20 protein-coding genes, 1 tRNA gene and 1 riboswitch are annotated in these 23,428 nt (G+C 63.6%); of the genes, 14 read left to right on the top strand and 7 right to left on the bottom strand.

Annotated elements, in window-relative coordinates:
• Positions 1 to 15: 15 nt before the first annotated feature.
• The 3 genes from H0485_RS11370 to H0485_RS11360 form a co-directional block, all read right to left on the bottom strand.
• A complete protein-coding gene (locus H0485_RS11370) occupies positions 16 to 1,089 on the bottom strand; it encodes an ABC transporter substrate-binding protein (protein ID WP_226935622.1) in 1,074 nt (357 codons plus the stop codon).
• A 99-nt stretch (positions 1,090 to 1,188) separates the two neighbouring features.
• A complete protein-coding gene (locus H0485_RS11365; protein ID WP_226935620.1) occupies positions 1,189 to 2,289 on the bottom strand; it encodes an ABC transporter ATP-binding protein in 1,101 nt (366 codons plus the stop codon).
• 481 nt (positions 2,290 to 2,770) lie between these two features.
• Entirely contained in the window at positions 2,771 to 3,199 is a 429-nt protein-coding gene (locus H0485_RS11360; RefSeq protein WP_226935618.1) for a DUF6891 domain-containing protein, read from the bottom strand.
• A gap of 363 nt (positions 3,200 to 3,562) precedes the next feature.
• Between H0485_RS11360 and H0485_RS11355 the strand changes: the two genes are divergently transcribed.
• Positions 3,563 to 4,015, top strand: a complete 453-nt coding sequence (locus tag H0485_RS11355) for a TspO/MBR family protein (protein WP_226935616.1) — start codon at positions 3,563 to 3,565, stop codon at positions 4,013 to 4,015.
• A 103-nt stretch (positions 4,016 to 4,118) separates the two neighbouring features.
• Here H0485_RS11355 and H0485_RS11350 read toward each other — a convergent pair.
• Positions 4,119 to 4,205, bottom strand: a tRNA-Leu gene (locus H0485_RS11350).
• A gap of 497 nt (positions 4,206 to 4,702) precedes the next feature.
• Between H0485_RS11350 and lipB the strand changes: the two genes are divergently transcribed.
• The 3 genes from lipB (at position 4,703) to H0485_RS11335 (ending at position 8,333) form a co-directional block, all read left to right on the top strand.
• Positions 4,703 to 5,371, top strand: a complete 669-nt coding sequence (lipB, locus tag H0485_RS11345) for a lipoyl(octanoyl) transferase LipB (protein ID WP_226935614.1) — start codon at positions 4,703 to 4,705, stop codon at positions 5,369 to 5,371.
• A gap of 644 nt (positions 5,372 to 6,015) precedes the next feature.
• The gene (gene ctaD / locus H0485_RS11340) at positions 6,016 to 7,683 is read left to right on the top strand and encodes a cytochrome c oxidase subunit I (RefSeq protein ID WP_226935612.1); all 1,668 of its coding nucleotides are present in this window, start codon (positions 6,016 to 6,018) and stop codon (positions 7,681 to 7,683) included.
• 134 nt (positions 7,684 to 7,817) lie between these two features.
• On the top strand, positions 7,818 to 8,333 hold the full coding sequence (locus tag H0485_RS11335) for a DUF2244 domain-containing protein (RefSeq protein ID WP_226935610.1): 516 nt from the start codon (positions 7,818 to 7,820) through the stop codon (positions 8,331 to 8,333).
• Positions 8,334 to 8,479: 146 nt separating this feature from the next.
• On the opposite strand, the gene H0485_RS11330 is transcribed toward H0485_RS11335, so the two are convergent.
• Positions 8,480 to 8,941: a GatB/YqeY domain-containing protein gene (locus H0485_RS11330; protein WP_226935608.1), complete on the bottom strand. Its 462-nt coding sequence runs from the start codon at positions 8,939 to 8,941 to the stop codon at positions 8,480 to 8,482.
• A 180-nt stretch (positions 8,942 to 9,121) separates the two neighbouring features.
• Here H0485_RS11330 and carA point away from each other — a divergent pair, with 180 nt between their 5' ends.
• The 3 genes from carA to H0485_RS11315 all read left to right on the top strand — a co-directional run bounded on the left by carA (position 9,122) and on the right by H0485_RS11315 (position 12,329).
• Positions 9,122 to 10,270, top strand: coding sequence for a glutamine-hydrolyzing carbamoyl-phosphate synthase small subunit (gene carA / locus H0485_RS11325; protein WP_226935606.1), 1,149 nt, complete (start codon positions 9,122 to 9,124; stop codon positions 10,268 to 10,270).
• A gap of 203 nt (positions 10,271 to 10,473) precedes the next feature.
• The gene (locus H0485_RS11320; RefSeq protein ID WP_226935604.1) at positions 10,474 to 10,611 is read left to right on the top strand and encodes a hypothetical protein; all 138 of its coding nucleotides are present in this window, start codon (positions 10,474 to 10,476) and stop codon (positions 10,609 to 10,611) included.
• Between the two features lie 53 nt (positions 10,612 to 10,664).
• The gene (locus H0485_RS11315; RefSeq protein WP_226935602.1) at positions 10,665 to 12,329 is read left to right on the top strand and encodes a glycosyltransferase family 2 protein; all 1,665 of its coding nucleotides are present in this window, start codon (positions 10,665 to 10,667) and stop codon (positions 12,327 to 12,329) included.
• A gap of 52 nt (positions 12,330 to 12,381) precedes the next feature.
• Here the strand turns inward: H0485_RS11315 and H0485_RS11310 are convergent, their stop codons facing one another.
• On the bottom strand, positions 12,382 to 13,017 hold the full coding sequence (locus tag H0485_RS11310) for a GntR family transcriptional regulator (protein ID WP_226935600.1): 636 nt from the start codon (positions 13,015 to 13,017) through the stop codon (positions 12,382 to 12,384).
• Between the two features lie 259 nt (positions 13,018 to 13,276).
• On the opposite strand from H0485_RS11310, the gene H0485_RS11305 reads away from it, so the two are divergent.
• From H0485_RS11305 to H0485_RS11280, 6 genes are all read left to right on the top strand, one after another.
• Positions 13,277 to 13,930, top strand: a complete 654-nt coding sequence (locus tag H0485_RS11305) for a pyrimidine 5'-nucleotidase (RefSeq protein WP_226935598.1) — start codon at positions 13,277 to 13,279, stop codon at positions 13,928 to 13,930.
• A gap of 81 nt (positions 13,931 to 14,011) precedes the next feature.
• On the top strand, positions 14,012 to 15,208 hold the full coding sequence (locus H0485_RS11300) for a UbiH/UbiF family hydroxylase (RefSeq protein WP_226935596.1): 1,197 nt from the start codon (positions 14,012 to 14,014) through the stop codon (positions 15,206 to 15,208).
• Between the two features lie 64 nt (positions 15,209 to 15,272).
• Positions 15,273 to 15,355, top strand: a riboswitch (SAM riboswitch).
• 49 nt (positions 15,356 to 15,404) lie between these two features.
• A complete protein-coding gene (gene metZ, locus H0485_RS11295; RefSeq protein ID WP_226935750.1) occupies positions 15,405 to 16,586 on the top strand; it encodes an O-succinylhomoserine sulfhydrylase in 1,182 nt (393 codons plus the stop codon).
• A 300-nt stretch (positions 16,587 to 16,886) separates the two neighbouring features.
• Positions 16,887 to 17,978: a GTP cyclohydrolase FolE2 gene (folE2, locus tag H0485_RS11290; protein WP_226935594.1), complete on the top strand. Its 1,092-nt coding sequence runs from the start codon at positions 16,887 to 16,889 to the stop codon at positions 17,976 to 17,978.
• Positions 17,953 to 18,618, top strand: coding sequence for a DUF1287 domain-containing protein (locus H0485_RS11285; RefSeq protein ID WP_226935592.1), 666 nt, complete (start codon positions 17,953 to 17,955; stop codon positions 18,616 to 18,618). The genes folE2 and H0485_RS11285 overlap by 26 nt, the downstream gene beginning before the upstream one ends.
• 57 nt (positions 18,619 to 18,675) lie before the next feature.
• Positions 18,676 to 20,124 carry a TrkH family potassium uptake protein gene (locus tag H0485_RS11280; protein ID WP_226935590.1) on the top strand — a complete coding sequence of 483 codons (1,449 nt, stop codon included), beginning with the start codon at positions 18,676 to 18,678 and terminating at the stop codon, positions 20,122 to 20,124.
• Between the two features lie 78 nt (positions 20,125 to 20,202).
• Here the strand turns inward: H0485_RS11280 and H0485_RS11275 are convergent, their stop codons facing one another.
• Positions 20,203 to 22,035 (bottom strand): serine protease, encoded by a 1,833-nt coding sequence (locus H0485_RS11275; protein WP_226935588.1) that lies wholly within the window; start codon positions 22,033 to 22,035, stop codon positions 20,203 to 20,205.
• 406 nt (positions 22,036 to 22,441) lie between these two features.
• On the opposite strand from H0485_RS11275, the gene H0485_RS11270 reads away from it, so the two are divergent.
• The gene (locus tag H0485_RS11270; RefSeq protein WP_226935586.1) at positions 22,442 to 23,377 is read left to right on the top strand and encodes a glycine--tRNA ligase subunit alpha; all 936 of its coding nucleotides are present in this window, start codon (positions 22,442 to 22,444) and stop codon (positions 23,375 to 23,377) included.
• Positions 23,378 to 23,428: the final 51 nt, after the last annotated feature.

The following is a 23,428-nucleotide window of genomic DNA, read 5'->3' as shown; positions in this document are numbered from 1 at the left end:
CACAGAGAGCAGGTCTCAGTTGGCGAGCAGCCAGGAGTTGAAGCGCTCATTCAGCTCGGCGTCATGATCGACCCAGAAATCGAGATTGGATGCCAGGGCATTGGTCATATTCGCCGCCGTGGTCGGCAGGTTCGGCGCCATCGGAATATCGGTGCCGTTGAAATTGCCAACCGCAGCCGCTGCCGAAGCGCGCGGCGGGCCATAGCTGATGAATTCAGCCGCGCGGGCCTGCGGGCCGGTGCCGGTCGAGAAGGCGATGAATTTCATCGCATCTTCCAGATCCGGGGCACCTTTCGGCACCACCCAGCCTTCCATCTCATAGACCTGGCCATCCCAGACGATTTTGAAGGGCTTATTATCGGTGGTCGCGGCCGAGAAGATCCGGCCGTTGAACGCATAGGCCATGGCGACTTCGCCATCGGCGAGCAGCTGCGGTGCCTGGGCACCGGCTTCCCACCAGATCATGTCATTTTTGAGGGTGTCGAGCTTGGCGAAAGCGCGGTCCACACCTTCCGGGGTGCCGAGCATGTCATAGACTTCCGCCGCCGGCACGCCATCTGCCATCAGCGCGAATTCGAGGTTGAATTTCGCGCCCTTGCGCATGGTGCGCTTGCCGGGGAATTTCGCGGTATCGAAGAAATCGGCCGGGCTGGCAGGCTTGGCATCGGCAAATTTGCTGTCATCAAAAGCGATGGCCATGGTGTAGACATCGGTGCCGATGAAGCAGGGCGTCACCGCACCGGCGATGAAATCATCGGTCGCAGCGGTGCCATCGGCGGCCGGCAGCAGGATCGCCGGGTCAATCTCCTCAAGCAGGCCCTCGTCGCACAGACGCACGGCATCGGCATATTCCACCGAAGCCACGTTCACGGTGACATTGCCCGCCTCAACCATGGCTTTGACCGGGGTGGCCGGGTTATCGGCATCCGACATCGAGATTTTGATCCCGGTTTCGGCGGCGAAGGGCTTGATATAAGCCTCATTATGGCTGTTGCCATAGGCCCCGCCCCAGCTGAGCACATTCACATCTGCACGGGCAACCGAAGCCGCGGCGACCAGAGCCGTCGTCAGAAACAGCAGTTTGTTCATAGAATAGCACTCCCTTGTTATGTTGGTTCGGCCAGAGTTCTCTGGCCTGCCCGGCTCCGGCTATTTTGCCGGTTCCCGGGAATTCTGAGCTGCCTGCGCTCAGGCGTCGAGCGCCCGCGCGTCGAGCGGATGCCAGCCCACCCGGACTTTCTCGCCCGGGTTCAGCCGGGTCTGCGACAGGGTATTGCGGCATTTCATCACGAAATCATCCGAGCCCGCAACGCGCAGCCGGGTGCGCAGAATGTCGCCCATATAGATGACCTCCAGCACCTCAGCCTCCAGCGTATGCGCACCGGCGGGCATCATCTCGCTCTTGAATTCGACGCGTTCGGGGCGGATCGAGACCAGGGTCTTCTCGCCCTTCTGCGTCACATTCACCGGGGTGGCATCGATCAGCTCGCCCGAGGCCAGACGCACCAGCGCCTTATCGCCCTCGATCTGCTCAATCACGCCCTGCAGCTTGTTATTCTCGCCAATGAACTGGGCGACAAAGCTGTTTTCGGGCCGCTCATAAAGATCGGCCGGCGGGGCAAGCTGCTGGATCCGGCCATCATTGAACACCGCGACCCGGTCCGACATGGTCAGCGCCTCGCCCTGGTCATGGGTCACATAGACCACGGTAATGCCAAGGCTTTCATGCAGGCGCTTGATTTCAAACTGCATATGCTCGCGCAGCTGTTTGTCGAGCGCACCGAGCGGCTCATCCATCAGCACCAGCTTCGGATCGAACACAAGCGCGCGCGCCAAAGCGATACGCTGCTGCTGCCCGCCCGAGAGCTGGGCCGGGCGGCGGGCGGTAAAGGCCCCCATCTGCACCATATCCAGCGCCCGTTTAATCCGGGTCTCGCGCTCATCCTTGCCCATGCCGCGCACTTCCAGCGGGAAGGCGAGATTTTCGCCCACGGTCATATGCGGGAAAAGCGCGTAATTCTGGAACACCATGCCAATGCCGCGTTTATGCGGCGGCACCTGATTTATCGGGCGGCCATCGAGACGGATCTCGCCATGGGTCGCGGTCTCGAACCCGGCCAGCATCATCAGGCAGGTGGTCTTGCCCGAGCCCGAGGGCCCGAGCATGGTCAGAAACTCACCGCGTGCGATTGAGAGGTTCAGATCTTTGACGACCAGCGACACCCCGTCATAACTCTTCTGAACATGCTCAAAAGCGACGTAAGCATCGTTTTTGGTATCACCCGTCACCTGGTATCCCCCTGTCGTCCGGCAGCTGTTTTGCGCTGATTGCCCTGAGCCTAGTCAAATGCCCCTTTCCATTGCAACGGCAGAGTGTCGGCAGATGTGATCAAAATAGCTGATCCACCATGGTTACGGAAATACGACCATTATTACTAACTTATCCAGTCATTATGGCGGCATATTTTCAAATTTCAGCCAATTATCCCGATGACTCGCCAGAGAAATCGCCCAAAAAACAGGCAGATACCATTTCCTGGCATCAGCAGCTCAGGCGCAGCGCGCTCAGGCAAATCCGCAGATCTGCGCCGCTCGAATCGATATCCCGCCCGCCGAGCCCACTGCCGCCGCGTCATCCATCCCCAAAAGCGCCTGGCCATGATCACAAAACAGACAACCGCCCCGGTTAGGAGCGGCTCTGTCAGGCAGACCCGTCAGGGCAACAGCCGGGCATCGCCCCACATAGCCCCCGGGGGGCGATCCGGGGACATCAGTGCAGGCGCACCACCGGGCGGCTGCGGCTGCGGCCATCCCAGGTGATACGAAGACCGACCCTGGCGAATTCCTCGACCACGGCGCGACCGATGGCGCGCATCGACTGATCGAAATCGCCCTGGGGCGCCCAGAGCGCGATAGGCAGCTCGCCGGTAGAGCGGGCGCGCTGGCCATCCTCACGGGTGTAGAAACAGGCACCGAGGAATTGCACCCCTGCCCCGGCAAGCGCTGCATCGTGAAAGCTCCGCTCGACCTCGCTCAGCGCGTCATATTGCGTCTGACCGGCCTGGCCAAGGGCAAGCACCTCGCGTTGCTTCAGGCTTTCAAAGGCCGCCGCAATCCGCGCCTCGCATGCGCTCCAGTCTGCATCCGCAGCTGCCAGAGCCGCTTCCTCGCCCTTAGGCCCGCTCACACATTCAAACATGACCAAAACCCAAAAACTGACTAAACACTGCTGCTGAATACGCCCCTGGATTGTGCAAATCTACCTCCCGAAACCAGGGAGGCGAAAGCAGAACCAGGCAATGCTCTCCACGCTCTGCTGCCGCTGACCGCAGCCCCCTGCCGCGCCAGACGGCTGCTTTTATCCGGCAGGCCTCGCCAGATCCGGCGCGATGGCACACATTGTTGCTTCATGAGAAACAACCCAAAAGCGATCCGCATGGGTCCGGGCGGCGGAACCCGGTTTGAGGCGCGACGTTACACCCTTGTTCCCTCTCTGGCAGCAGGACAAAATCCGGCTGCGCCGTATTTCCCGCCCGGTTTCACGAATCAAGAGACGCAGCTGATGTCGGAAAAATATGCCCTGCCCCTGTTCATTCTTCTGGTTGTCGGCACCGGAGCACTGATCGGCTTCCTCTTCCAGCCCGGGCCCTGGTATGCGGGACTGAGCAAACCCTGGTTCAACCCGCCTGGCGCGGTTTTCGCCCCGGTCTGGACGCTGCTTTATATTCTGATCGGTATTGCGGGCTGGCGCAGCTGGTACCGCACCGGCGACAGACGGATGAAATTCTTCTGGCTGGCGCAGATGGGGCTGAACTTTCTCTGGTCCCCGGCGTTCTTTGGCGCTGAAAGCCTGGTGCTGGCGCTGGCGATCATTCTGCCGATGTGGATCTGCATCGCCGCATTCCTGCTGCGTGCGCTGCAGATTGACCGCATCTCGGCCTGGCTGTTCCTGCCCTATCTGGCCTGGGTCAGTTTTGCGACTTTGCTCAATGCCGCGCTTTATCTGCTGAACTGAAAGGGCAGCGGCGCGCCCGGCCGGGCACTGTCGTAGCATCTCGCAGCATTTCCCGGGGGCCAAAAAAGCAAAAAACCCACCTGAGCGGGTTTTGCCTGACCGGTGGTGCGGATGAAAAGACTCGAACTTTCACTCCGGTTAAGGAACAGCGACCTCAACGCTGCGCGTCTACCAATTCCGCCACATCCGCACTTACCGGATCAGGTAGGGGGTGTTTAGCCTTCCGGTTCGGGGATGAAAAGGGGTAATTTCAACTTTTCTCACCCAAAGCCGTAACTTTCTTCATCACGGGGTTTGTTAAGCGATTACCGGGGCTTACCCCAGACGCGGCCCGGGCCATAAATTTAAGGAAATTTCTGCAGCCGCTATGGGCCAGGCCCGGCTCAGCCCCCGCGAGGGAAAAAATGCAGCGGCGCGAAATTGCGCGGCTCAGGGCCCGCCTTTATCCCCCGGACAGGGCTCTGCCCCAGGGTAAGGCGCTGATACGGCGGGGAATCACGGCCCATCCTGGACAGCATTCTTCCAGTGCGATTCCCCTTCTGACTGCCGCCGGCGCTTCTCCCGCCCCGGAATTCGTTGAACTTCCCAGCCGTGCCGCCTAGATCTCAGCCATCAGCCCGATACGGCCTGCGGCCAGAGCCGCGCCTGCCGATGCATCCGGGCCCTTTGCGTGAAAGGCTGTGACAGGTGGAATGGCGCCATATCCCGGGGCTTGCGCCCTATAGTGAGACCCTCGCCGCGATGGAGGCCCATGTCGCGCTTATGGCGGCAGGCGCTGCGGATGAGCAGATCTGGCTGCTCGAACACCCGCCCCTCTATACTTCAGGCACCTCGGCAAAGCCCGAGGATCTGGTGGCCCCCGACCGCTTTCCGGTCTTCCCCGCCGGTCGCGGCGGCCAGTATACCTATCACGGCCCGGGCCAGCGCGTGATCTATACCATGCTTGATGTCAAAGCGCGCGGCGGCGATGTGCGCTGTTTCGTGCGGGCGCTGGAGAACTGGGTGATCAGCACCCTGGGGGAATTCGGCATCCGCGGCGAGATCCGCCCCGGCCGGGTCGGGGTCTGGGTCAGCCGTCCCGACCGCCCGGCCAGTGCCGATGGCAGCCCGGCCGAGGATAAGATTGCCGCCATCGGCATCAAAATCCGCCGCGGCATCAGCTTTCACGGCATTTCCATCAATGTTGAGCCCGATCTGTCGCATTTCAGCGGCATTATTCCCTGCGGCATCCGCGATCATGGTGTTACCAGCCTCGTCGATCTGGGCCTGCCGGTTGGCATGACCGAGCTTGATGCGGCACTGATGGCGCGTTTTGAGCCGTCTTTCGCCGAAGGCCCGGCCTGCCTGCGCGCCTGAGGCGGCAGCGGCGCTGACCTGCCTGCAGCGCAATGTCGCGCTCATCATTTAGTCCTGCTCCGGCCAGCGCCGCGCCTGGCTGCAGCAAAGCCCCGGCCAGCGGGACCGCGACAGCTGCACTCCCTGGAAAAGAGACGGCGGGCTGAGCCTTTCCCCAAATGGCCAGCCCCCCCTTTCTTTCATAGCAAAAACTGTCGCCTGCTGCACCAGAGCGAACCGGGAGCTTTGCCAATGTCACGCCATCAGCTGGCAGAATCCCCGCATTAACCCAATAAAAGCAGCATGATACGCCGGATCATCACCTGATCAGATCCGCAGATCCGCTTGTCTTTTCTTCGCTCCTCTCACTTGCCCGGCCAGTAAATCAGACCCCGCCCTCCTGACGGCCTGCCCCCGGCATCAGCCCCGGGGCCGGGCCTGACAGCCGCCGGGCGCTGCCCTGCCCCGTCGCCCTGGCCCGGCTTTCCCCGCCCTGCTACCTGGCCTCTGGCTGGTTTTGTCGCCGCTGGCGCAACTGTGGGATAATGACGCAGATCAAATCCGCCGTTGCGGGCAACCTCCCTGAAGGCTACACACAGGTCAGCAAGGGAATGTGGCCCCGGCCCTCGGGCTGGCGGCCCTAAGTGCAATAGCGGGAGACGCCTATGGCGGATGCAGCCATCCACGGGCATGATGACAACCGGGGGTTCTTCACCCGGTGGTTCATGTCCACCAACCACAAAGACATCGGGGTCCTTTACCTCTTCACCTCGGCGATCGTCGGTCTGATCTCGGTCATCTTCACCGTCTATATGCGGATGGAGCTGATGGAACCCGGCGTTCAGTACATGTGTATGGAAGGCATGCGTCTGACCGCAGCCGCCACCACCGAATGTACCCCGAATGGCCACCTCTGGAACGTGACCGTTACCGCCCACGGCATCCTGATGATGTTCTTCGTGGTGATTCCGGCGCTGTTCGGCGGCTTTGGCAACTATTTCATGCCGCTGCAGCTCGGTGCGCCGGACATGGCATTCCCGCGCATGAACAACCTGTCCTACTGGCTCTATGTGTCCGGTACGGCTCTGGCAGTGGCTTCGGTCTTCTCGCCGGGCGGTGACGGCCAGCTGGGCTCGGGTGTGGGCTGGGTGCTCTACCCGCCGCTGTCGCATATTGAATCGGGCTTCTCGATGGACCTCGCGATCTTCGCGGTTCACCTCTCGGGCATGTCCTCGATCGTTGGCGCGATCAATATCATCACCACCTTCCTGAACATGCGCGCTCCGGGCATGACCATGCACAAAGTGCCGCTGTTCGCCTGGTCTGTCTTCGTGACCGCATGGCTGATCCTGCTGGCTCTGCCGGTTCTGGCGGGTGCTATCACCATGCTGCTGACCGACCGGAACTTCGCCACCAACTTCTTCAACCCGGCCGGTGGCGGCGACCCGATCCTCTATCAGCACATCCTGTGGTTCTTCGGCCACCCGGAAGTCTATATCATCGTGCTGCCCGCCTTCGGCATCGTCAGCCAGGTGATCTCGACCTTCTCGCGCAAGCCGATCTTCGGCTATCTGCCGATGGTCTATGCTATGGTCGGTATCGGTGTTCTGGGCTTCGTCGTCTGGGCGCACCACATGTACACCGTCGGCATGTCGCTGTCGCAGCAGAAGTATTTCATGCTCGCCACCATGATCATCGCAGTGCCGACCGGCATTAAGGTGTTCTCCTGGATCGCGACCATGTGGGGCGGCTCGGTTGAGTTCAAAACCCCGATGCTATTCTGCTTCGGCTTCCTGTTCCTGTTCACCGTTGGCGGTGTGACCGGTGTGGTTCTGTCGCAGGCCCCGCTGGACCGTGGCTACCATGACACCTATTACGTTGTGGCGCATTTCCACTATGTGATGTCGCTGGGTGCGGTCTTCGGTATCTTCGCCGGTATCTACTTCTGGATCGGCAAAATGTCGGGCCGTCAGTATCCGGAATGGGCTGGCCAGCTGCACTTCTGGGCGATGTTCATCGGGGCGAACCTGACCTTCTTCCCGCAGCACTTCCTCGGCCGTCAGGCGATGCCGCGCCGCTATATCGACTATCCGGAAGCCTTTGCTTTCTGGAACTACATCTCGTCGATCGGTGCTTTCATCTCCTTCGCCTCGTTCCTGTTCTTCATCGGCGTCGTGCTCTACACCCTGTTCGCAGGCCGCCGCGTGACCCAGAACAACTACTGGAATGAGCATGCAGATACGCTGGAATGGACCCTGCCCTGCCCGCCGCCGGAGCATACTTTCGAGCAGCTCCCCAAGCGTGAAGACTGGGATCGTTCGCACAGCCACTAAGCATCAGGCTTAAGAAAGGCCCCGGGTTCAGCCCGGGGCCTTTTGCATTTCTTCTCCCCCCTCGCTTTCGCACCCCGGGGCCAGTGGCTGCCAGAACGCGCCAGGGCCCCGTCACTCAGGATAAGACTGCTGCAATGCCCTATCGCTGGCTTACCGACCCTGCCCCTGTCTCCGCCCCCCGGGCCAGACTGCGCCAGGTGCGACTTGAGCCCTATCAGGCGCTTGGCCGGACTGGCTTTCGCTGGTTCATCGGCGCCACTGCCGCGCTGATCGCCCTGCCGCTGCTGGCCGCGCTGGCGACGCCGGTTTTCTGGGGGCTTCTGCCCTTCATCGCCGGGGCGCTGGCGGCCATCTGGTTCGCCCTGCGCCGCTCATGGCGCGACCGCAGCCTGCGTGAGGAGCTGGAGATCGGCCCCGATAAGGCCCGGCTGCGCCGCATCGGCCCCGGCCAGCGCCTGCAGGAATGGCAGGCGAACAGCTACTGGGTCAGCGTCCGGCTTTATCCGCAGGGTGGGCCGGTGCCGGATTATCTGACGCTGAAGGGAGAGGGGCGCGAGGTTGAACTGGGCGCTTTTCTGACGCCTGAGGAGCGTAAAGCCCTGGCCGGCGAGATCCGCCTCGCCCTGGCAGAGCTGCGCTGCGCCCCCTGAAACTGCAAAAACCAGACCGCAAACGAAAGGCCCAGGCAGGATATGCCCGGGCCTTTTGCATTTACCGCCAGGCCGCTCAGGGTGAGACGCGCCCGGGACGACTACGCGCGCGCCCGCCCCCGGGCTGAGCCCTCGGGCAAAACCCGTCAGGCGAAGCGGGCTTTCAGCACTGCGCCTGCGGCGGCGAAATCCATCTGGCCGGTATATTGCGCTTTCAGCGCCGCCATCACCCGGCCCATGTCGCGGATCGAGCTGGCGCCAAGCGCGGCAATCTCGGCCTCGATCGCCGCCGAGACCTCGGCCTCCGAGAGCTGGCGCGGCAGGAAGGTCTCAATCACCTCAACCTCGGCCCGCTCGCGCTCGGCCAGTTCAAGCCGCCCGGCCTCTTCATAGATCCGCGCCGATTCCTGGCGCTGTTTGACCAACTTGCCCAGCAAGGCAAGGATCTCGGCCTCACTCACCCCCTCGTCGCCCTTGCCTTCGCCGCGCGCGGCGATATCGCGGTCGCGAATGGCGGCATTGATCAGCCGCAGGGTTGAGGTGCGGGTGGCCTCACGGGCCTTCATCGACTCTTTCAGCGCCCCGGACAGGCGTTCGCGCAGACTCATCAGGGCCTCCATATCTGGTAAGATCGCCAGCTTGCCACGCAGGCTGGTTTTCAGCAAGCGGGCGACTTCCGGGCAAGTCATTGTGTTATATTGATAAATCCTTTATGTCGCAGGCCCTTGACCCTCCTGCCATGCGGGCATAGGTTCCGCGCGTTTATCCCAGAGCCACCGGAGCCCCCCATGCCGCATGCAGCCCCCCGTCCTACTGCCTGTCTGGCGCTCGCCGATGGCACACTGTTTTACGGCTATGGTTTCGGCGCCACCGGCGTCACCATTGCCGAGCTGGTGTTCAACACCGCAATGACCGGCTACCAGGAAATTATCACTGACCCCTCCTATGCCGGTCAGGTCGTGACCTTCACCTTCCCGCATATCGGCAATACCGGCGTGACCGCAGAAGATGATGAATCCCAGATGCCCGCCGCCGCTGGCATGGTGGTCAAATGGGATCCGACCGAGCCCTCGAACTGGCGTGCCACCAACGATCTGCGCAGCTGGCTGACCAAAATCGGCCGGATTGGCATTGGCGGCATCGACACCCGCCGCCTGACCCGTGCCATCCGTCAGCAGGGCGCGCCACATGTTGCGCTGGCCCATGACCCGGAGGGTAATTTCAACACCGAAGAGCTGGTGACGAAAGCCCGCGACTGGAAGGGCCTTGTGGGCCTTGATCTGGCGAAAGAGGTGACCTGCAGCCAGAGCTACACCTGGGATGAGAAAAGCTGGGCCTGGGGTGAGGGCTATACGAAGCGCACCGGCCCGGCTCCGAAAGTGGTCGCGATCGATTTCGGCGCCAAGCGCAATATCCTGCGCTGCCTCGCCAGCACCGGCTGTGATGTTGTGGTTCTGCCCGCCAGTGCCACGGCGGAAGAGGTGCTGGCCCATAACCCGGCCGGTGTCTTCCTCTCGAACGGCCCCGGCGATCCGGCGGCAACCGGCGAATATGCCGTGCCGATGATCAAAGGCGTTCTGGAAAAACAACTGCCGGTCTTCGGCATCTGCCTTGGCCATCAGATGCTGGCCCTCGCCCTCGGCGCGCAGACCCGCAAGATGAACCATGGCCATCATGGCGCGAACCATCCGGTCAAGGATCTGACCACCGGCCGCGTCGAGATCACCTCGATGAACCATGGCTTCACCGTAGACAGCGAAAGCCTGCCCGAAGGCGTGGTCGAGACCCATGTCTCGCTGTTCGATGGCACCAATTGCGGCATCGCGCTCAAAGACCGTCCGGTGTTCTCGGTGCAATACCACCCCGAGGCCAGCCCCGGCCCGCAGGACAGCCATTATCTGTTCGCACGCTTCGCCGAAGCGGTCGGCGCGAAGTAAATCACGCGCCTCGCAACACCAATCAGCGCCGCAGCCCCCGGGGTCTGCGGCGTTTTGCTTTGCCCGCTGTCCGCTCCGGTGTCTGGTCCCGTGTCTGAATGTCTGGCCCGCTTTCTGGCCAGGTGCCCGCTATAGCCTGATTAACCGGCGCTTAACCCCGGGCATCGCAGACTGGCCCGATCTGCTTGACCGGGGGCATCGGCATGGCAATCTTTATTCAGCGGGCACGGCGCGCAGCCGGGCCTGATGCGCCGCGCGCTGCGCTGGCGCAGGACAGTTTCTTTCTCGCCCTGCTGCGCTACGGGCTGATCAGCGCACCGCCGCCGGGGGGGATCCGCTGACCCCTGCCACCGATCAGCTGCCCTGGGAAAGCAGCCTGCCCGAGGCCGGGCTGTTGCAGGCCGCCGCCCGGCATTACGGGCTGAGCCACACCGATCCCTGCCAGCCGCTGCCGGTGGCGGCGCTGATCGACCAGCTCGGAGCAGAATTTTGTCAGCGCCACCGGCTTTTGCCGCTGCGCCGCACCGGGGCGGCGGTATTGCTCGCCACCTCGCGCCCGCATCTCTTCGCCGGGCTGCGCCCCGGGGTTGAGGCCCGGCTTGGTCCGGTGCAGCTGACCCTTGCCCCCTCGGCAGCGCTCACCCGGGCCCTGCATCTGACCCGCGGCGCCCGCATCGCCGCCCGGGCCGAGAGCCGGCCCCCGGTGGCGGAGAGCTGTCGCGGCTGGGGCGGGGCGGGGCGGATCCCGGCCAGCCTTGCCCTGCTGGCCCTGAGCGCGGCGATAGTGCTCCAGGCGCCGCTGCTGTCCGGGCTGATCCTTCTGGCCACTGCCCTGCTGGCCATGATCAGCACAACCCTGCTCAAGCTCTGCGCCGCGCTCACGGCGCTGCGCCATCCGCCCCGCCCGGCACCGCCTTTGCCCGGGCGCGCTTTGCCCAAAGTCTCGTTGCTGGTGGCGCTCTGCCGCGAAAGCGATATCGCGCCACGCCTGGTGCGGCGGCTGTCGCGGCTGGATTATCCGCGCGACCGGCTGGAGGTGCTGCTGGCGATCGAGGCCGGGGATGATCTGACCCGCAAGGCCCTGGCCGGCAGCGATCTGCCGGGCTGGATGCGCATCGTGCTGGTGCCGCCCGGCCAGGTGATGACCAAGCCGAGGGCGCTGAATGTCGCGCTCGATCACAGCGATGGCGAGGTGATCGGCATCTATGATGCCGAAGACGCGCCCGAGCCGGATCAGATCCGCCGCATTATGGCCGAGCTTCATCACGGCCCGGAAAATCTGGCCTGTATTCAGGGAGTTCTGGATTTCTACAACCCCGGGACCAACTGGCTGTCGCGTTGTTTCACCCTGGAATATGCCGCCTGGTTTCGCCTCATCCTGCCCGGAATTGCCCGGATGGGGCTGATGGTGCCGCTGGGGGGCACCAGCCTGTTCATCCGCCGTGAGGTGCTGGAGGCGCTGGGGGCCTGGGATTCGCATAATGTCACCGAGGATGCCGATCTGGGCATCCGCCTCGCCCGGCATGGCTATCAGACCCGGCTCAGCCGCGCCGTCACCCGTGAAGAGGCCAATTGCCGGGCCTGGCCCTGGATCCGCCAGCGCTCGCGCTGGATCAAGGGCCATATGATGACCTGGGGGGTGCATATGCGCCGGCCGGGACAGCTGCGCCGCCAGATCGGCTGGCGCGCCTTTCTCGGCTTTCAGGTGATGTTTCTCGGCGCGGCGCTGCAAAGCCTGCTGGCCCCGCTGCTCTGGAGCTGCTGGCTGCTCGCCCTTGGCCTGCCGCATCCGCTTGCCACCGCTCTGCCGCCGCCGCTGCGCTTTTTGATGATCGCGGCCTTCCTGCTCTGTGCGGCTGTCGATGCCACGCTGGCGCTGCTCGCATTGCGTCAGAGCGGCCAGAAACTGTCGCGGCTCTGGGTGCTGACGCTCTATCCTTATCAGGCCCTGGCCAGTTTTGCCGCCGCGAAAGCGTTGTGGGAAATGATCTTCCGGCCGTTTTACTGGGATAAAACCAGCCATGGCCTGTTTGATGAAAACAGTGCCGGCCCGCCGTAACCGGCCCCGGGCCGGGTCAGCCAACAAGGCCAGCTGAGGCGGCCCTGTTCCCTCAGCGCATTTTCAGCTCGCCCGCCTCAACCCTGAGCCGGGTTTCAAAGGCCTGGCTGATATGGGTGCGCAAAGCCGCCCAGGCCGCATCGCCATCGCGCGCCGCAATCGCCGCCACAATCGCATCATGCTCGTCAAGCGCCACCTCATCGCGGCCCTCTGCCGCGAAAGAGGTCTGGGCCATCAGCGCCATCGAGCGATGCACCAGGTCGAGCTGGCGCACCAGGAAGCGGTTATGGCTGGCCAGATGGATCTGCTTATGGAAGCGGCGGTTGGCCCGGCTCAGCGCCGATGGATCGCCGCCCAGAAGGGCACGGTCCTCGGCCACCATGCTTTTGAGCACCCGCACTTCTTCCTCGGTCGCATGGCGCGCCGCGAGCCGGGCCGCCAGCCCCTCAAGCTCGGTGCGCACCGCGTAAAGTTCCGAGAGCTGATTGTGATCCAGCGTCGCCACGATCAGGCTGCGGCCATCGCGGCGCAGCATGGTCTGGGTCTCAAGCCGTTGCAAAGCCTCGCGTACCGGGGTGCGCGACACGCCGAATTTCTCGGCCAGCTCGCTTTCCACCAGCCGGTCGCCGGGCTTATATTCCCCGGCCTCGATCGCCTCGACGATCAGCGTATAGGCGTCTTTCTGCAACTTCTGCCCCCTTCCCTTGCCTCCTGGCACATCTTCCGGCTGCGGCCGGTGCCCGCTGCCGCGAGCCTGATCTGTGCCTGCCTGCCGCTTCGGAAAATGCCTTTTGCGACAGGGTGGCGAACCCTAGTCGCCGCTTTCTGAGCGATCAAGCCCACCTTAAGCATGGCTGGCCGCAGCCCTGGTGTCGCTGTCACAAAGAATTCGCGCTTCCGGGGTCTGAGCGGCTGACCCCGGCGCAGAGACATGCTATGAAAACACCATGAAAAGCCCTGATTTCAATCATATCACCACCTGGGTCTTCGACCTCGACAATACGCTCTACTCGCCCGAGGTGCGTCTTTTTGACCAGATCGAGCGGCGGATGACCCAATGGGTTATGCGCAGCCTCGGGCTTGAGGAGGCTCCGGCCGATCTGATGCGCAATCAGTATTACCGTCATTACGGCACCACCCTCGCCGGGCTGATGGCCGAGCATCAGATCGACCCGGTCGCCTATCTCAATGATGTGCATGATATTGATTTCTCGGCGCTGACGCCCGACCCGGCGCTGGCGGCGCGGATTGCCGACCTGCCGGGGCGGCGGATCATCTTCACCAATGCCGATACGCTTTACGCCTGCAAAGTGCTCGAGCGGCGCGGGCTTTCGGGCCTGTTTGATGCAATCTACGGCGTTGAGGATACCGGATATCTGCCGAAACCCGGCCGTGATGCCTTTGAAAGGATCATTGCCACCGACGGGCTCGCGCCCGAGCGGGCCGCGATGTTTGAGGATGATCCGCGCAACCTGGTTGAGCCCTATGATCTGGGTATGCGCACCGTCCATGTCGCGCCCGAGGCGCTTGAGGCCCAGCCGCATATTCACCATCATACCGCCGATCTGACCCGTTTTCTCGACCAGCTGTTGCGCGGCTGAGCTGCGGGCTCTGGCCCCCGGCCCGCGCCGCCGGTAAACTCGCGGCCAAAGCGGGGCTTGCCCCCGGATGGGGGGCCAGAGATGACACGCGAAGACACCGGCATTCTGATCTCAGGCGGCGGCATTGCCGGGCTGACGGCGGCGGCAGCTTTAGGCACTGCCGGGTTTGAGGTGATCTGCGTCGACCCGACGCCCCCCGCCATCAGCGAGAGCGCAGGCGATGCCGATCTGCGCACCACCGCCTTTCTGCAGCCCTCGGTCGCGGTGCTCGAGGCGGCAGGCCTGTGGCAGCGGCTGGCGCCGCATGCGGCGGCATTGCAGGTGATGCGCATTGTCGATTCGGGTGGCGCGCCGGGTGAGGCGCGGCTGGTAAAGGATTTCAACGCCTCGGAAATTTCGGATCAGCCCTTTGCCTGGAACCTGCCCAACTGGCTGTTGCGGCGCGAGATTTCCGCCCGTCTGACCGAATTGCCCAATGTTTCCTTCCGCCCCGGCCTTGCCACCACCGGCCTGCTGACGCGTGAGCGCGAGGCTCTGGTGACGCTCTCGGATGGCAGCAAGATCTCGGCGCGGCTGGTCATCGGTGCCGATGGCCGCAATTCGCCGGTGCGCGAGGCTATGGGCATATCGACCCGCGATCTGCGCTATGGCCAGAAAGCGCTGGTCTTCTCGGTCACCCACAGCCGCCCGCATGAAAATGTCTCGACCGAGGTGCATCGGTCGGGCGGCCCTTTCACCATGGTGCCCCTGCCCGATCGTGACGGCAAACCCGCCTCTTCGGTGGTCTGGATGGAGCGCGGGCCGGAAGCCGCGCGCCTCGCCGCTTTGCCGGCAGAGGCCTTCGAGGCCGAGATGAACCTGCGCTCCTGCGGTGTGCTGGGGGAGATGCGGCTGGCAACCCGGCGGCTGGTCTGGCCGATCATCTCGCGCCTCGCCAGCAAGATGAGCGGCGAGCGCGTCGCGCTGATGGCCGAAGCCGCGCATGTGGTACCGCCCATCGGCGCCCAGGGGCTGAATATGTCGCTGGCGGATCTGGCCTTGCTGCTGAAACTGACCGGCAGCGCCGCCGATCCGGGCGCAAGGCCACTGCTGGATGCCTATCACCAGGGCCGGCATGGCGACGTCAGCCTGCGCGTCGGTGGCATTGATCTGCTGAACCGCGCCTCAATGGCCGGGGCCCAGGGGCTGCGCGATCTGCGCGCCGGGGCACTGGATCTGCTCTACAGCCTTGATCCGCTACGCCAGGGACTGATGAAGGCCGGACTCGGCCTGTCCTGAGCGCGCCCGCCCGGCCCCTCTGACGCTCTGGCCGGGCGTTGACCTGCCCCGGCGAGAGGCGTAAGCCAAGGTCCGTGGCGCTTTGTTGACCGGATTGCGGGCCACGTTAAACAAACCGCTAAAGAGGTGTCCCGGGTGCAAAGACCACCCGAGCCCCTCGCCCGGTCCTCAGATAGGTGGCCCCGGGAGGCCTGGCATAATGACGAACTGGAAGACACGCACCAAACTGGTCCATGAGGGCAGCCGCCGCAGCCAGTATGGTGAGATGGCCGAAGCGATTTTCCTGACCCAGGGCTTCGCCTATCCCGATGCCGAAACCGCCGAACAGCGTTTCATCAGATCGGGCGAGGATGAGTTCATCTATGCCCGCTACGGCAACCCGACCACCCGGATGTTTGAAGAGCGGATCGCCGGCCTCGAAGGCACCGAAGACGCCTTTGCCACCGCGAGCGGCATGGCCGCGGTCAATGGCGCGCTGACCTCGCTGCTGAAAGCCGGCGATCACGTGGTCTCGGCCTCGGCGCTGTTTGGCTCCTGTCTCTATATCCTCGAGGATGTGCTGACCCGCTACGGTGTGAAGGTCACATTCGTTGACGGCGGCGATCTGCAGGCCTGGGAGGCGGCGATCACCCCCGAAACCAAAGCCGTGTTCTTTGAAAGCATGGCCAACCCCACCCTCGATATCGTTGATATCAAAGGCGTTGCCGAAATTGCGCATCGCAACGGCGCGCTGGTGATCTGCGACAATGTCTTTGCCACTCCGATCTTTTCCAGAGCGGTTGAGCTGGGCGCGGATGTGGTGGTCTATTCGGCCACCAAACATATCGACGGCCAGGGCCGCGCCCTTGGCGGGGTGATCTGCGGCACGGCCGATTATATCCAGAAGATCGTCCAGCCCTATATGAAACATACCGGCGGCGCGATGAGCCCCTTTACCTCCTGGATCATGCTCAATGGCATGGCGACGCTGGACCTGCGCTGTCGCGCCATGGCGGATTCGGCGCAGAAGATCGCCGAATATCTGGAAGCCCATGAGAAGATTGAGAAAGTGCTCTATCCGGGCCTGAAGGCGCATCCGCAGCATGATCTGGCGATGGCGCAGATGGGCACCGGCGGCACCATCGTCAGCTTCGTGGTCAGAGGCGGCAAGGAAGGCGCGTTCCGGCTGCAGAATGCGATGGAGATCCCGAAGATCTCGAATAATCTCGGCGATGCCAAATCGATCTCGACCCATCCGGCAACCACCACCCACCAGCGGCTCACCGATGCGCAGAAGGCCGCAGCCGGGATTGAGCCCGGCCTGATCCGCTTCTCGGTCGGGCTCGAGGATGCAGGCGATCTGATCGCCGATCTGGAACAGGCGCTGGCGCAGCTCTGATCCGGGCACGGCGCGTCGGGTCTGCAAAGGCGGAAGGCGGGAAAGGCGGAAGGCGGGGCAGTAATGCCCCGCTTTTTTCATTGCCCCGCAGCCGCTCGCCTGTAGCCAGCCGGTGCGCAGCTCCCCTGGCCCGGCCAGTCCTGGCCGAAGGCGTAAAACAATGATTATCAGGGCTTGCTTTCCCCGCTGTGATCCTTACCTGTTTGAAGTCCCGGCGATTTATCATCCCGCTGGTTTATCCGGAAATTGACGGCCCCCCTGCAGGAACAGGTGGCGGGCCGGAACCGAAAGGATCGATCCATGACCCTCCATAACCGCAATCCCGGCGCCCTGCCGACGCGCGCCGAGGCCGAGGCCGCGCTTTTGCTGCTGCGTCGCTGGGCGGAAAGCGCAGGCGAAGCGGCGGTGGCCGAGCTTGACCCTTCGGTGGGCCATCTTTTGCCCGATCAGGCCTATCCGGCGCTGCGCCGCGCCTATCCTGAGGATTTTGCACCCGACCAGGCGTACCGCGCCTCGATGCCCGATCTGCAGAACGGCCCCTCGAGCCTGATCGTCGGAGCGAAAGCCCCGATTCAGCATGTCGGGATCTCCAATTTCCGCCTGCCGATCCGGTTTCGCACCCGTGATGCCGGCGAGATCACGCTTGAGACCAGCGTGACCGGCTCGGTCAGCCTCGATGCCGAAAAAAAGGGCATCAATATGAGCCGCATCATGCGCTCATTTTACCCCTATTCCGAAAGCCTGTTCAGCTTTGAGGTGATCGAGGCCGCGCTTGAGGATTATAAACGCGATCTCGGCAGCTTTGACGCCCGGATCCAGATGCGCTTTTCCTTCCCGGTCAGGGTTGAGAGCCTGCGCTCGGGGCTCTCGGGCTGGCAATATTACGATATCGCGCTCGAACTGGTGGAAAAGGCGGGCGAGCGGCTCAAGATCATGCATCTTGATTACCTCTATTCCTCGACCTGCCCCTGCTCGCTGGAGCTGTCGGAACATGCACGCCGGCTGCGCGGTCAGCTCGCCACGCCGCATTCGCAGCGCTCGGTCGCGCGGCTGTCGCTGGTGGTGAAAACCGGCGAAAGGCTGTGGTTTGAGGATCTGATTGATCTGGCGCGCAGGGCCGTGGTCACCGAGACCCAGGTCATGGTCAAGCGTGAGGATGAACAGGCCTTTGCAGAGCTGAACGGCGCCAATCCGATCTTTGTCGAGGATGCGGCACGCTCGTTCTGTGAAGTGCTGCGCGAAGACCCACGGGTCGGTGATTTCCGCGTGGTGGCCAGCCATCAGGAAAGTCTGCACAGCCATGATGCGGTCTCGGTGCTGACCGAGGGTGAGACCTTCGCCGCGATCAGCCTTGATCCGAAACTCTTTGCCTCGCTCTATCATGTCGGCTGAGCCGCTCAGCCGCCGGACGCTGCTGGCCGCGCCTTTGCTGCTGCTCGCGCCCCACCTCGCCCGGGGTGCAAGCGAGACCGGGGCCGATCCGGGCGAGGCTCTCGCCCGGGCCGCGGCCGGACAGATCGGCCGGGTCACGATTTATGATCCGGCCTATATCCGCCTCGACTTTCCCGGCGGCGATGTCGCGCCCGAGCGCGGCGTCTGCACCGATGTGCTGATCCGCGCCTTGCGCGAGGCGCATGGCATCGATCTGCAGCGCGCGGTCAACCGCGATATGAAGGCCGATTTTGCCGCCTATCCGGCCAGCTGGGGCCTGAAGCGCCCCGATGCCAATATCGATCACCGCCGCGTGCCCAATCTGCGGCGGCTGTTTGAGCGGCTGCAGGCTGATCTGCCCCCCGGCGCGGATCCGGCGGATTTCCGCCCCGGTGATGTGGTGACCTGCACCCTTCCGGGCAATCTGGCGCATCTGATGCTGGTGGCCCAGGAGCGCAGCCGCGACGGCAACCGCCCGCTGATCTTGCATAATATCGGTGCCGGCACCCGGGCCGAGGACCGGCTGAACGAATTTTCCATGACCGGGCATTACCGTCTCAGCCCGGCTGTGCTGGAAAAGCTGCGCCGGCTCGACAGCTGATGCTGCCCGGCCGGAGTTTGTTTGACGCCGGGCGGGACTGGGCCTAAGCCTCAGCCCATGATCGACCTGCGCCCTGTGGCCTATGTTCTGGGACGAATTCTGATCGTCCTCGCCCTGTTGATGCTTGCCCCGGCGGTGCTGGACTGGCGGGCCGGTGATCCCAATGGATTCGACATCTTCCGCGCCGCGCTGATCACCTTTTTCACCGGCATGGCGGTGGCGCTCGCCACCTCAAACACCGGGGCGCGCTCGCTGGATGTGCGCCAGGCCTATCTGCTGACCGCCTCGATCTGGATCATCGCACCGCTGTTTGCCGCTTTGCCACTGATGCTGGGCGCGCCTGGCCTGCCGCTGGCCTATGCCTGGTTTGAGGCGGTCTCGGGGCTGACCACCACCGGGGCGACGGTGATTGTGGGCCTCGATAACCTGCCGGCGGGGATGAATCTCTGGCGGGTGATGTGCAACTGGCTCGGTGGCCTTGGCATTGCCTTTATCGCCATGATCTTCCTGCCGCTGATGCGCATCGGCGGCATGCAGTTTTTCCGCACCGAGGCCTTTGACACGCTCGGCAAGGCCCTGCCCCGCGCCGCCGATATCGCCCGCCAGCTGCTTTATATTTATGTGGTGCTGACTTTTATCTGCATCATCACCTTCCTGATCATCGGCATGCCGCCCTTTATTGCCGTGAGCCATGGGCTGAGCGCGGTCTCGACCGGCGGCTTCTCGCCTTACGATTCCTCCTTTTCCGGCTATCGCGGTGCCGGCGAGTATTTTGGCGCGCTGTTCATGTTTCTCGGCAGCCTGCCCTTCGTGCGCTATGTGCAGATGGTCAATGGCCAGCCGATGCAGTTCTGGCGCGATCAGCAGATCCGCAGCTATCTGATCTGGCTGCTGACGGCGGTGCTGATGGTGACGCTGTGGCGGGTGCTGGACAAAGGCACCAGCTTTGAGCCGACCTTCCGCGAGGCCCTGTTCAATATGACCTCGATCATGTCCTCGACCGGCACTTTCTCGGGTGATTTCTCCGGCTGGGGCGGCTTTGCTCTGGTGATGGCGCTGCTGATCGGCATTATCGGCGGCTGCTCGGGCTCGACCGCGGCCGGGCTCTCGGTCTTCCGGGTGCAGATTGCCATGGCGGCTTTGCGCCGCCAGATCGGCCAGATCTTCCATCCCTCGCAGGTCTCGCCGATCCGCTATCAGGCCCGGCCGGTGGATGAGGATGTGATCCGCGCCGTCACCATGTATATCGCCACCTATATTCTGCTGCTGGGCTTGGTCTCGGTTACGCTGACCCTGATCGGGCTCGACCTGCAATCGGCGCTGTTCGCGGCCTGGACCTGTCTTGGCAATATTGGCTATGGCTTCGGGCCGATGGTGGCGCGCACCGGCACCTTTATTGATTTCCCGCCCGCAGCCATTTTCGTGCTGTCGCTGACCATGATCATTGGCCGGCTTGGCATCCTGACCATGCTGATACTGCTGCTGCCGGTATTCTGGCGGCGCTGAAATGAAAAAGGGCGCCCGGGCGGCGCCCCCTTCCCCATTCTTTGACTTTTCGGCCTAACCCAGACCGGGCCTGGCCCCTCAGGGCCAGCAAGAGACCAGAACCGTCATCGCACTGGCCTGACGGGTCAGGGTCTCGGGCGGCAGCGCCGCCGAAGACAGGGTCTCAGCCGGCTTCAGCCCGGCCCGGGACAAAAAGTCCGCAATCACTTTGCTGTCCGCGGCAAAGGCCACATCCCCGGGCAGCGCGGGGCCGCTTTGCGCCGGCGGCAGCACCATGCCGATCACCGCCCCGGCCGTATCGAGCACCGGGCCACCGGCATTGCCGCTGCGCAGCCCGGCGGCGATGCGGATCACCCCGGTCTCGCCATTCAGCCCGCCCGGCTCCTCAAAACTGCCATGGCTCAGCACCGGAGCGCTGAGACGGCCTTCCCAGGGGTAGCCCGAAACCGCCACCGGCGCGCCGGGCCGGGTCTCTCCGGCGGCAAAGCCGGCGAAAGCCTGGGGGGCCAGCGGCTTTTTCGGCTTCAGCAGCGCCAGACCTGTGCTGGCATCGCTCAGCACCAGCTCAGCCCCGGTGCTGTGGTCGAGCGTGATCCGCCCGCAGGAGGCCAGGAGCCCGGCCTCGGTCAGCACCTGGCCATCGGCACTGACATAAAAGCCCGAACGGCTGAGCTTTGGCTTTTGCACCTCGAGCCCGGCCACGAGGCCACGCCGCGCCGCCTCATCGAGCGGCACAAGACCGGGATCAAGCGCCGTATCGCCCACGGCGCGGAAGCTTGCCTCCATCACCTCAATCGCCCGGCTGTCGCGCAGGGCATTGGCAGGATCTGACAGCAGCATCCAGCCCTTGATCAGCCCCTGATCAAGCTTTGCCGCAGCGCGTGCGACCCGGCTCGCATCCTGGCCGCGCAGGCTGAAGGCGGTCTCGCTCAGCTGGCGCTCCATCCCTTCGGGCATGGCCTCAAGCTGGCTGAGAATATCGTAAAGCCCGCTCAGGCTGCCCTGATCGCCTGGCTGCGAAATCAGCACCAGCGACAGGCCCGAGCCGTTCTTTTCCCGAAAATGCACGAAGGGCGGCTCGTAGCGGTCAAATTCCACCAAGGACAAAGGCAGGGTGACATCAATGCCGCTTTCCTGCTCTTCGACCAGGGCAAAGCCATATTCGGCCACTTCCGCCTGATGGCTGACCATCAGCGTGGCGCGCTGGCGCGAGGTCAGAACCCCGGTCGCTTCCTGCGCAAAAGCCTGCTGCCAGGCCGCCATTGCCTTACGCGTGCCCGGGCCATAGGCACCGTCGAGCCCGCCCTCATAGAACCCGAACCATTGCAGCGCCGCCTGAAGCGCTTTGCGCTCCTCCTCGCTCATCAGTGCTTCCGAGGCGCGGGCTTCGGCCGGGCTCTCGTTGTCACGTTCCACCACTGGCTCAGATGCGGCGGCTTCGGCCGGGCTGAGCGCGGCTTCGGCCTCCGGATCAGCGCCCTCATCCGCCCCCGTATCACTGCCGGGCAGCTCCGAGACCTCGACCTCAGCCGGCAAAGCCAGACCGGGCATTCCGGCTGCCGCGCCACCTTCGGGCCAGAACTGATCGCGGAATTCGCTTCCATCGGTCAGATAGCTGTCCGCCGGGATCACTCCGCGCAGCTTCAGATCGCCGATCCGCTGGCTGGCCTCCTCGCCGGAATAGGGGCCAAGCACGATGGCAAACCAGCCCGAAGGCAGGCCATAGCCCCATGTCTCGGTGAAGGTGGTCGAAAAGGCAAAGGCGCGCTCGCGCGCCAGCTCAATATTGGGGCGGGCCTCAACCTGGATCCAGCGCCGCTCCTGGGCGAAACCAGCCGGGCCCTGCAGAATGAACAGCGTTACCGCAGCGAAGAAAACATAAAGACGCATGGCAGTCATACGGGCGGTCACATCCTCTGTTCCGGGCTCTGTTCCGGGCTCTGTTCCGGGCCGGGTCCGACTGCAGGCACCCCCTGCCAGGGCCGTCACTTGCGCGCCGACATTAGCGGGCGTCCGGCCAAGAACAAGAGCCGGCCTGCAGCCCCGGGCCGGGTTTTGCCAGGCTTTGCTGCAAAATTCCGCCCGTCGCAGGCCTGCGCCGGGCCGCGAAACAGCAATACCGCCAGAGAGCGCTCCTGCGACCGCCTTACACGCCTGAGGCAATTGACCCGGCCTGTCCCAGTAGATAGGGAAAGCTCCAATCCGGGCCCCGGCTCCCGGCCCGCCCGTCATGCGCAGCGCGTGCGGGGGCGCGGTGGATCTGCGGGGCCGGTCCCGGCGATGCAGGCGAAGGAAGGGCAATCTCATGCCTCAGGAAATGACGGTTCCCAAAAGCTTCCAGGAGATCATCCTGCGGCTGCAGAATTACTGGGCCGATAAAGGCTGCGCCATTCTGCAGCCCTATGATATGGAAGTGGGCGCAGGCACCTTCCACCCGGCCACAACTTTGCGCTCGCTCGGCTCAAAGCCCTGGGCGGCGGCCTATGTGCAGCCCTCGCGCCGTCCGACCGATGGCCGCTATGGTGAAAACCCGAACCGGCTGCAGCATTACTATCAGTATCAGGTCATCATCAAACCCTCGCCCCCCGATCTGCAGGCCCTTTATCTGGGCTCGCTCGAGGCGATCGGCATTGATCTGTCGCTGCATGATATCCGATTCGTCGAGGATGACTGGGAAAGCCCGACGCTCGGCGCCTGGGGCCTGGGCTGGGAAGTCTGGTGCGACGGGATGGAAGTCAGCCAGTTCACCTATTTCCAGCAGGTCGGCGGCCATGACTGCAAGCCGGTCTCGGGCGAGCTGACCTATGGTCTGGAACGCCTCGCAATGTATGTGATGAATGTGGCCCATGTCATGGACATGCCCTTCAACGCCCCCAATGCGCCGATCCCGCTGAGCTATGGCGATGTGTTCCGTCAGACCGAGGAAGAATACAGCCGCCATAATTTCGACGGCGCCACCACCGAGATGCTGCTGCGCCACTTTGAGGATGCCGAGCGCGAATGCCAGCATCTGCTGGATTTCCCGGCTGAGGATCCGAAGACCGGCAAGACCATCATCATGGCGCATCCCGCCTATGATCAGACCATCAAGGCCTCGCATCTGTTCAACCTGCTCGATGCGCGCGGCGTTATCTCGGTCACCGAGCGCCAGGCCTATATTGGCCGGGTGCGCGCTCTGGCAAAGAAATGCGCCGATGCCTTCCGCCTGACCGAAGCGGGCCGTGATGCGCCCGAAGCGGAGGCCAAAGCGTGAATGCCGGTAAAATCGCTGCAGGAGCTATTCTCGTGACCGGTGTTGCCGCAG

This window comes from Pseudogemmobacter faecipullorum, from assembly GCF_020539525.1.
Taxonomy (GTDB): domain Bacteria; phylum Pseudomonadota; class Alphaproteobacteria; order Rhodobacterales; family Rhodobacteraceae; genus Pseudogemmobacter; species Pseudogemmobacter faecipullorum.
Note: the sequence above shows the minus strand (reverse complement) of the source record. Positions and strands in the feature narration are given on the sequence as shown.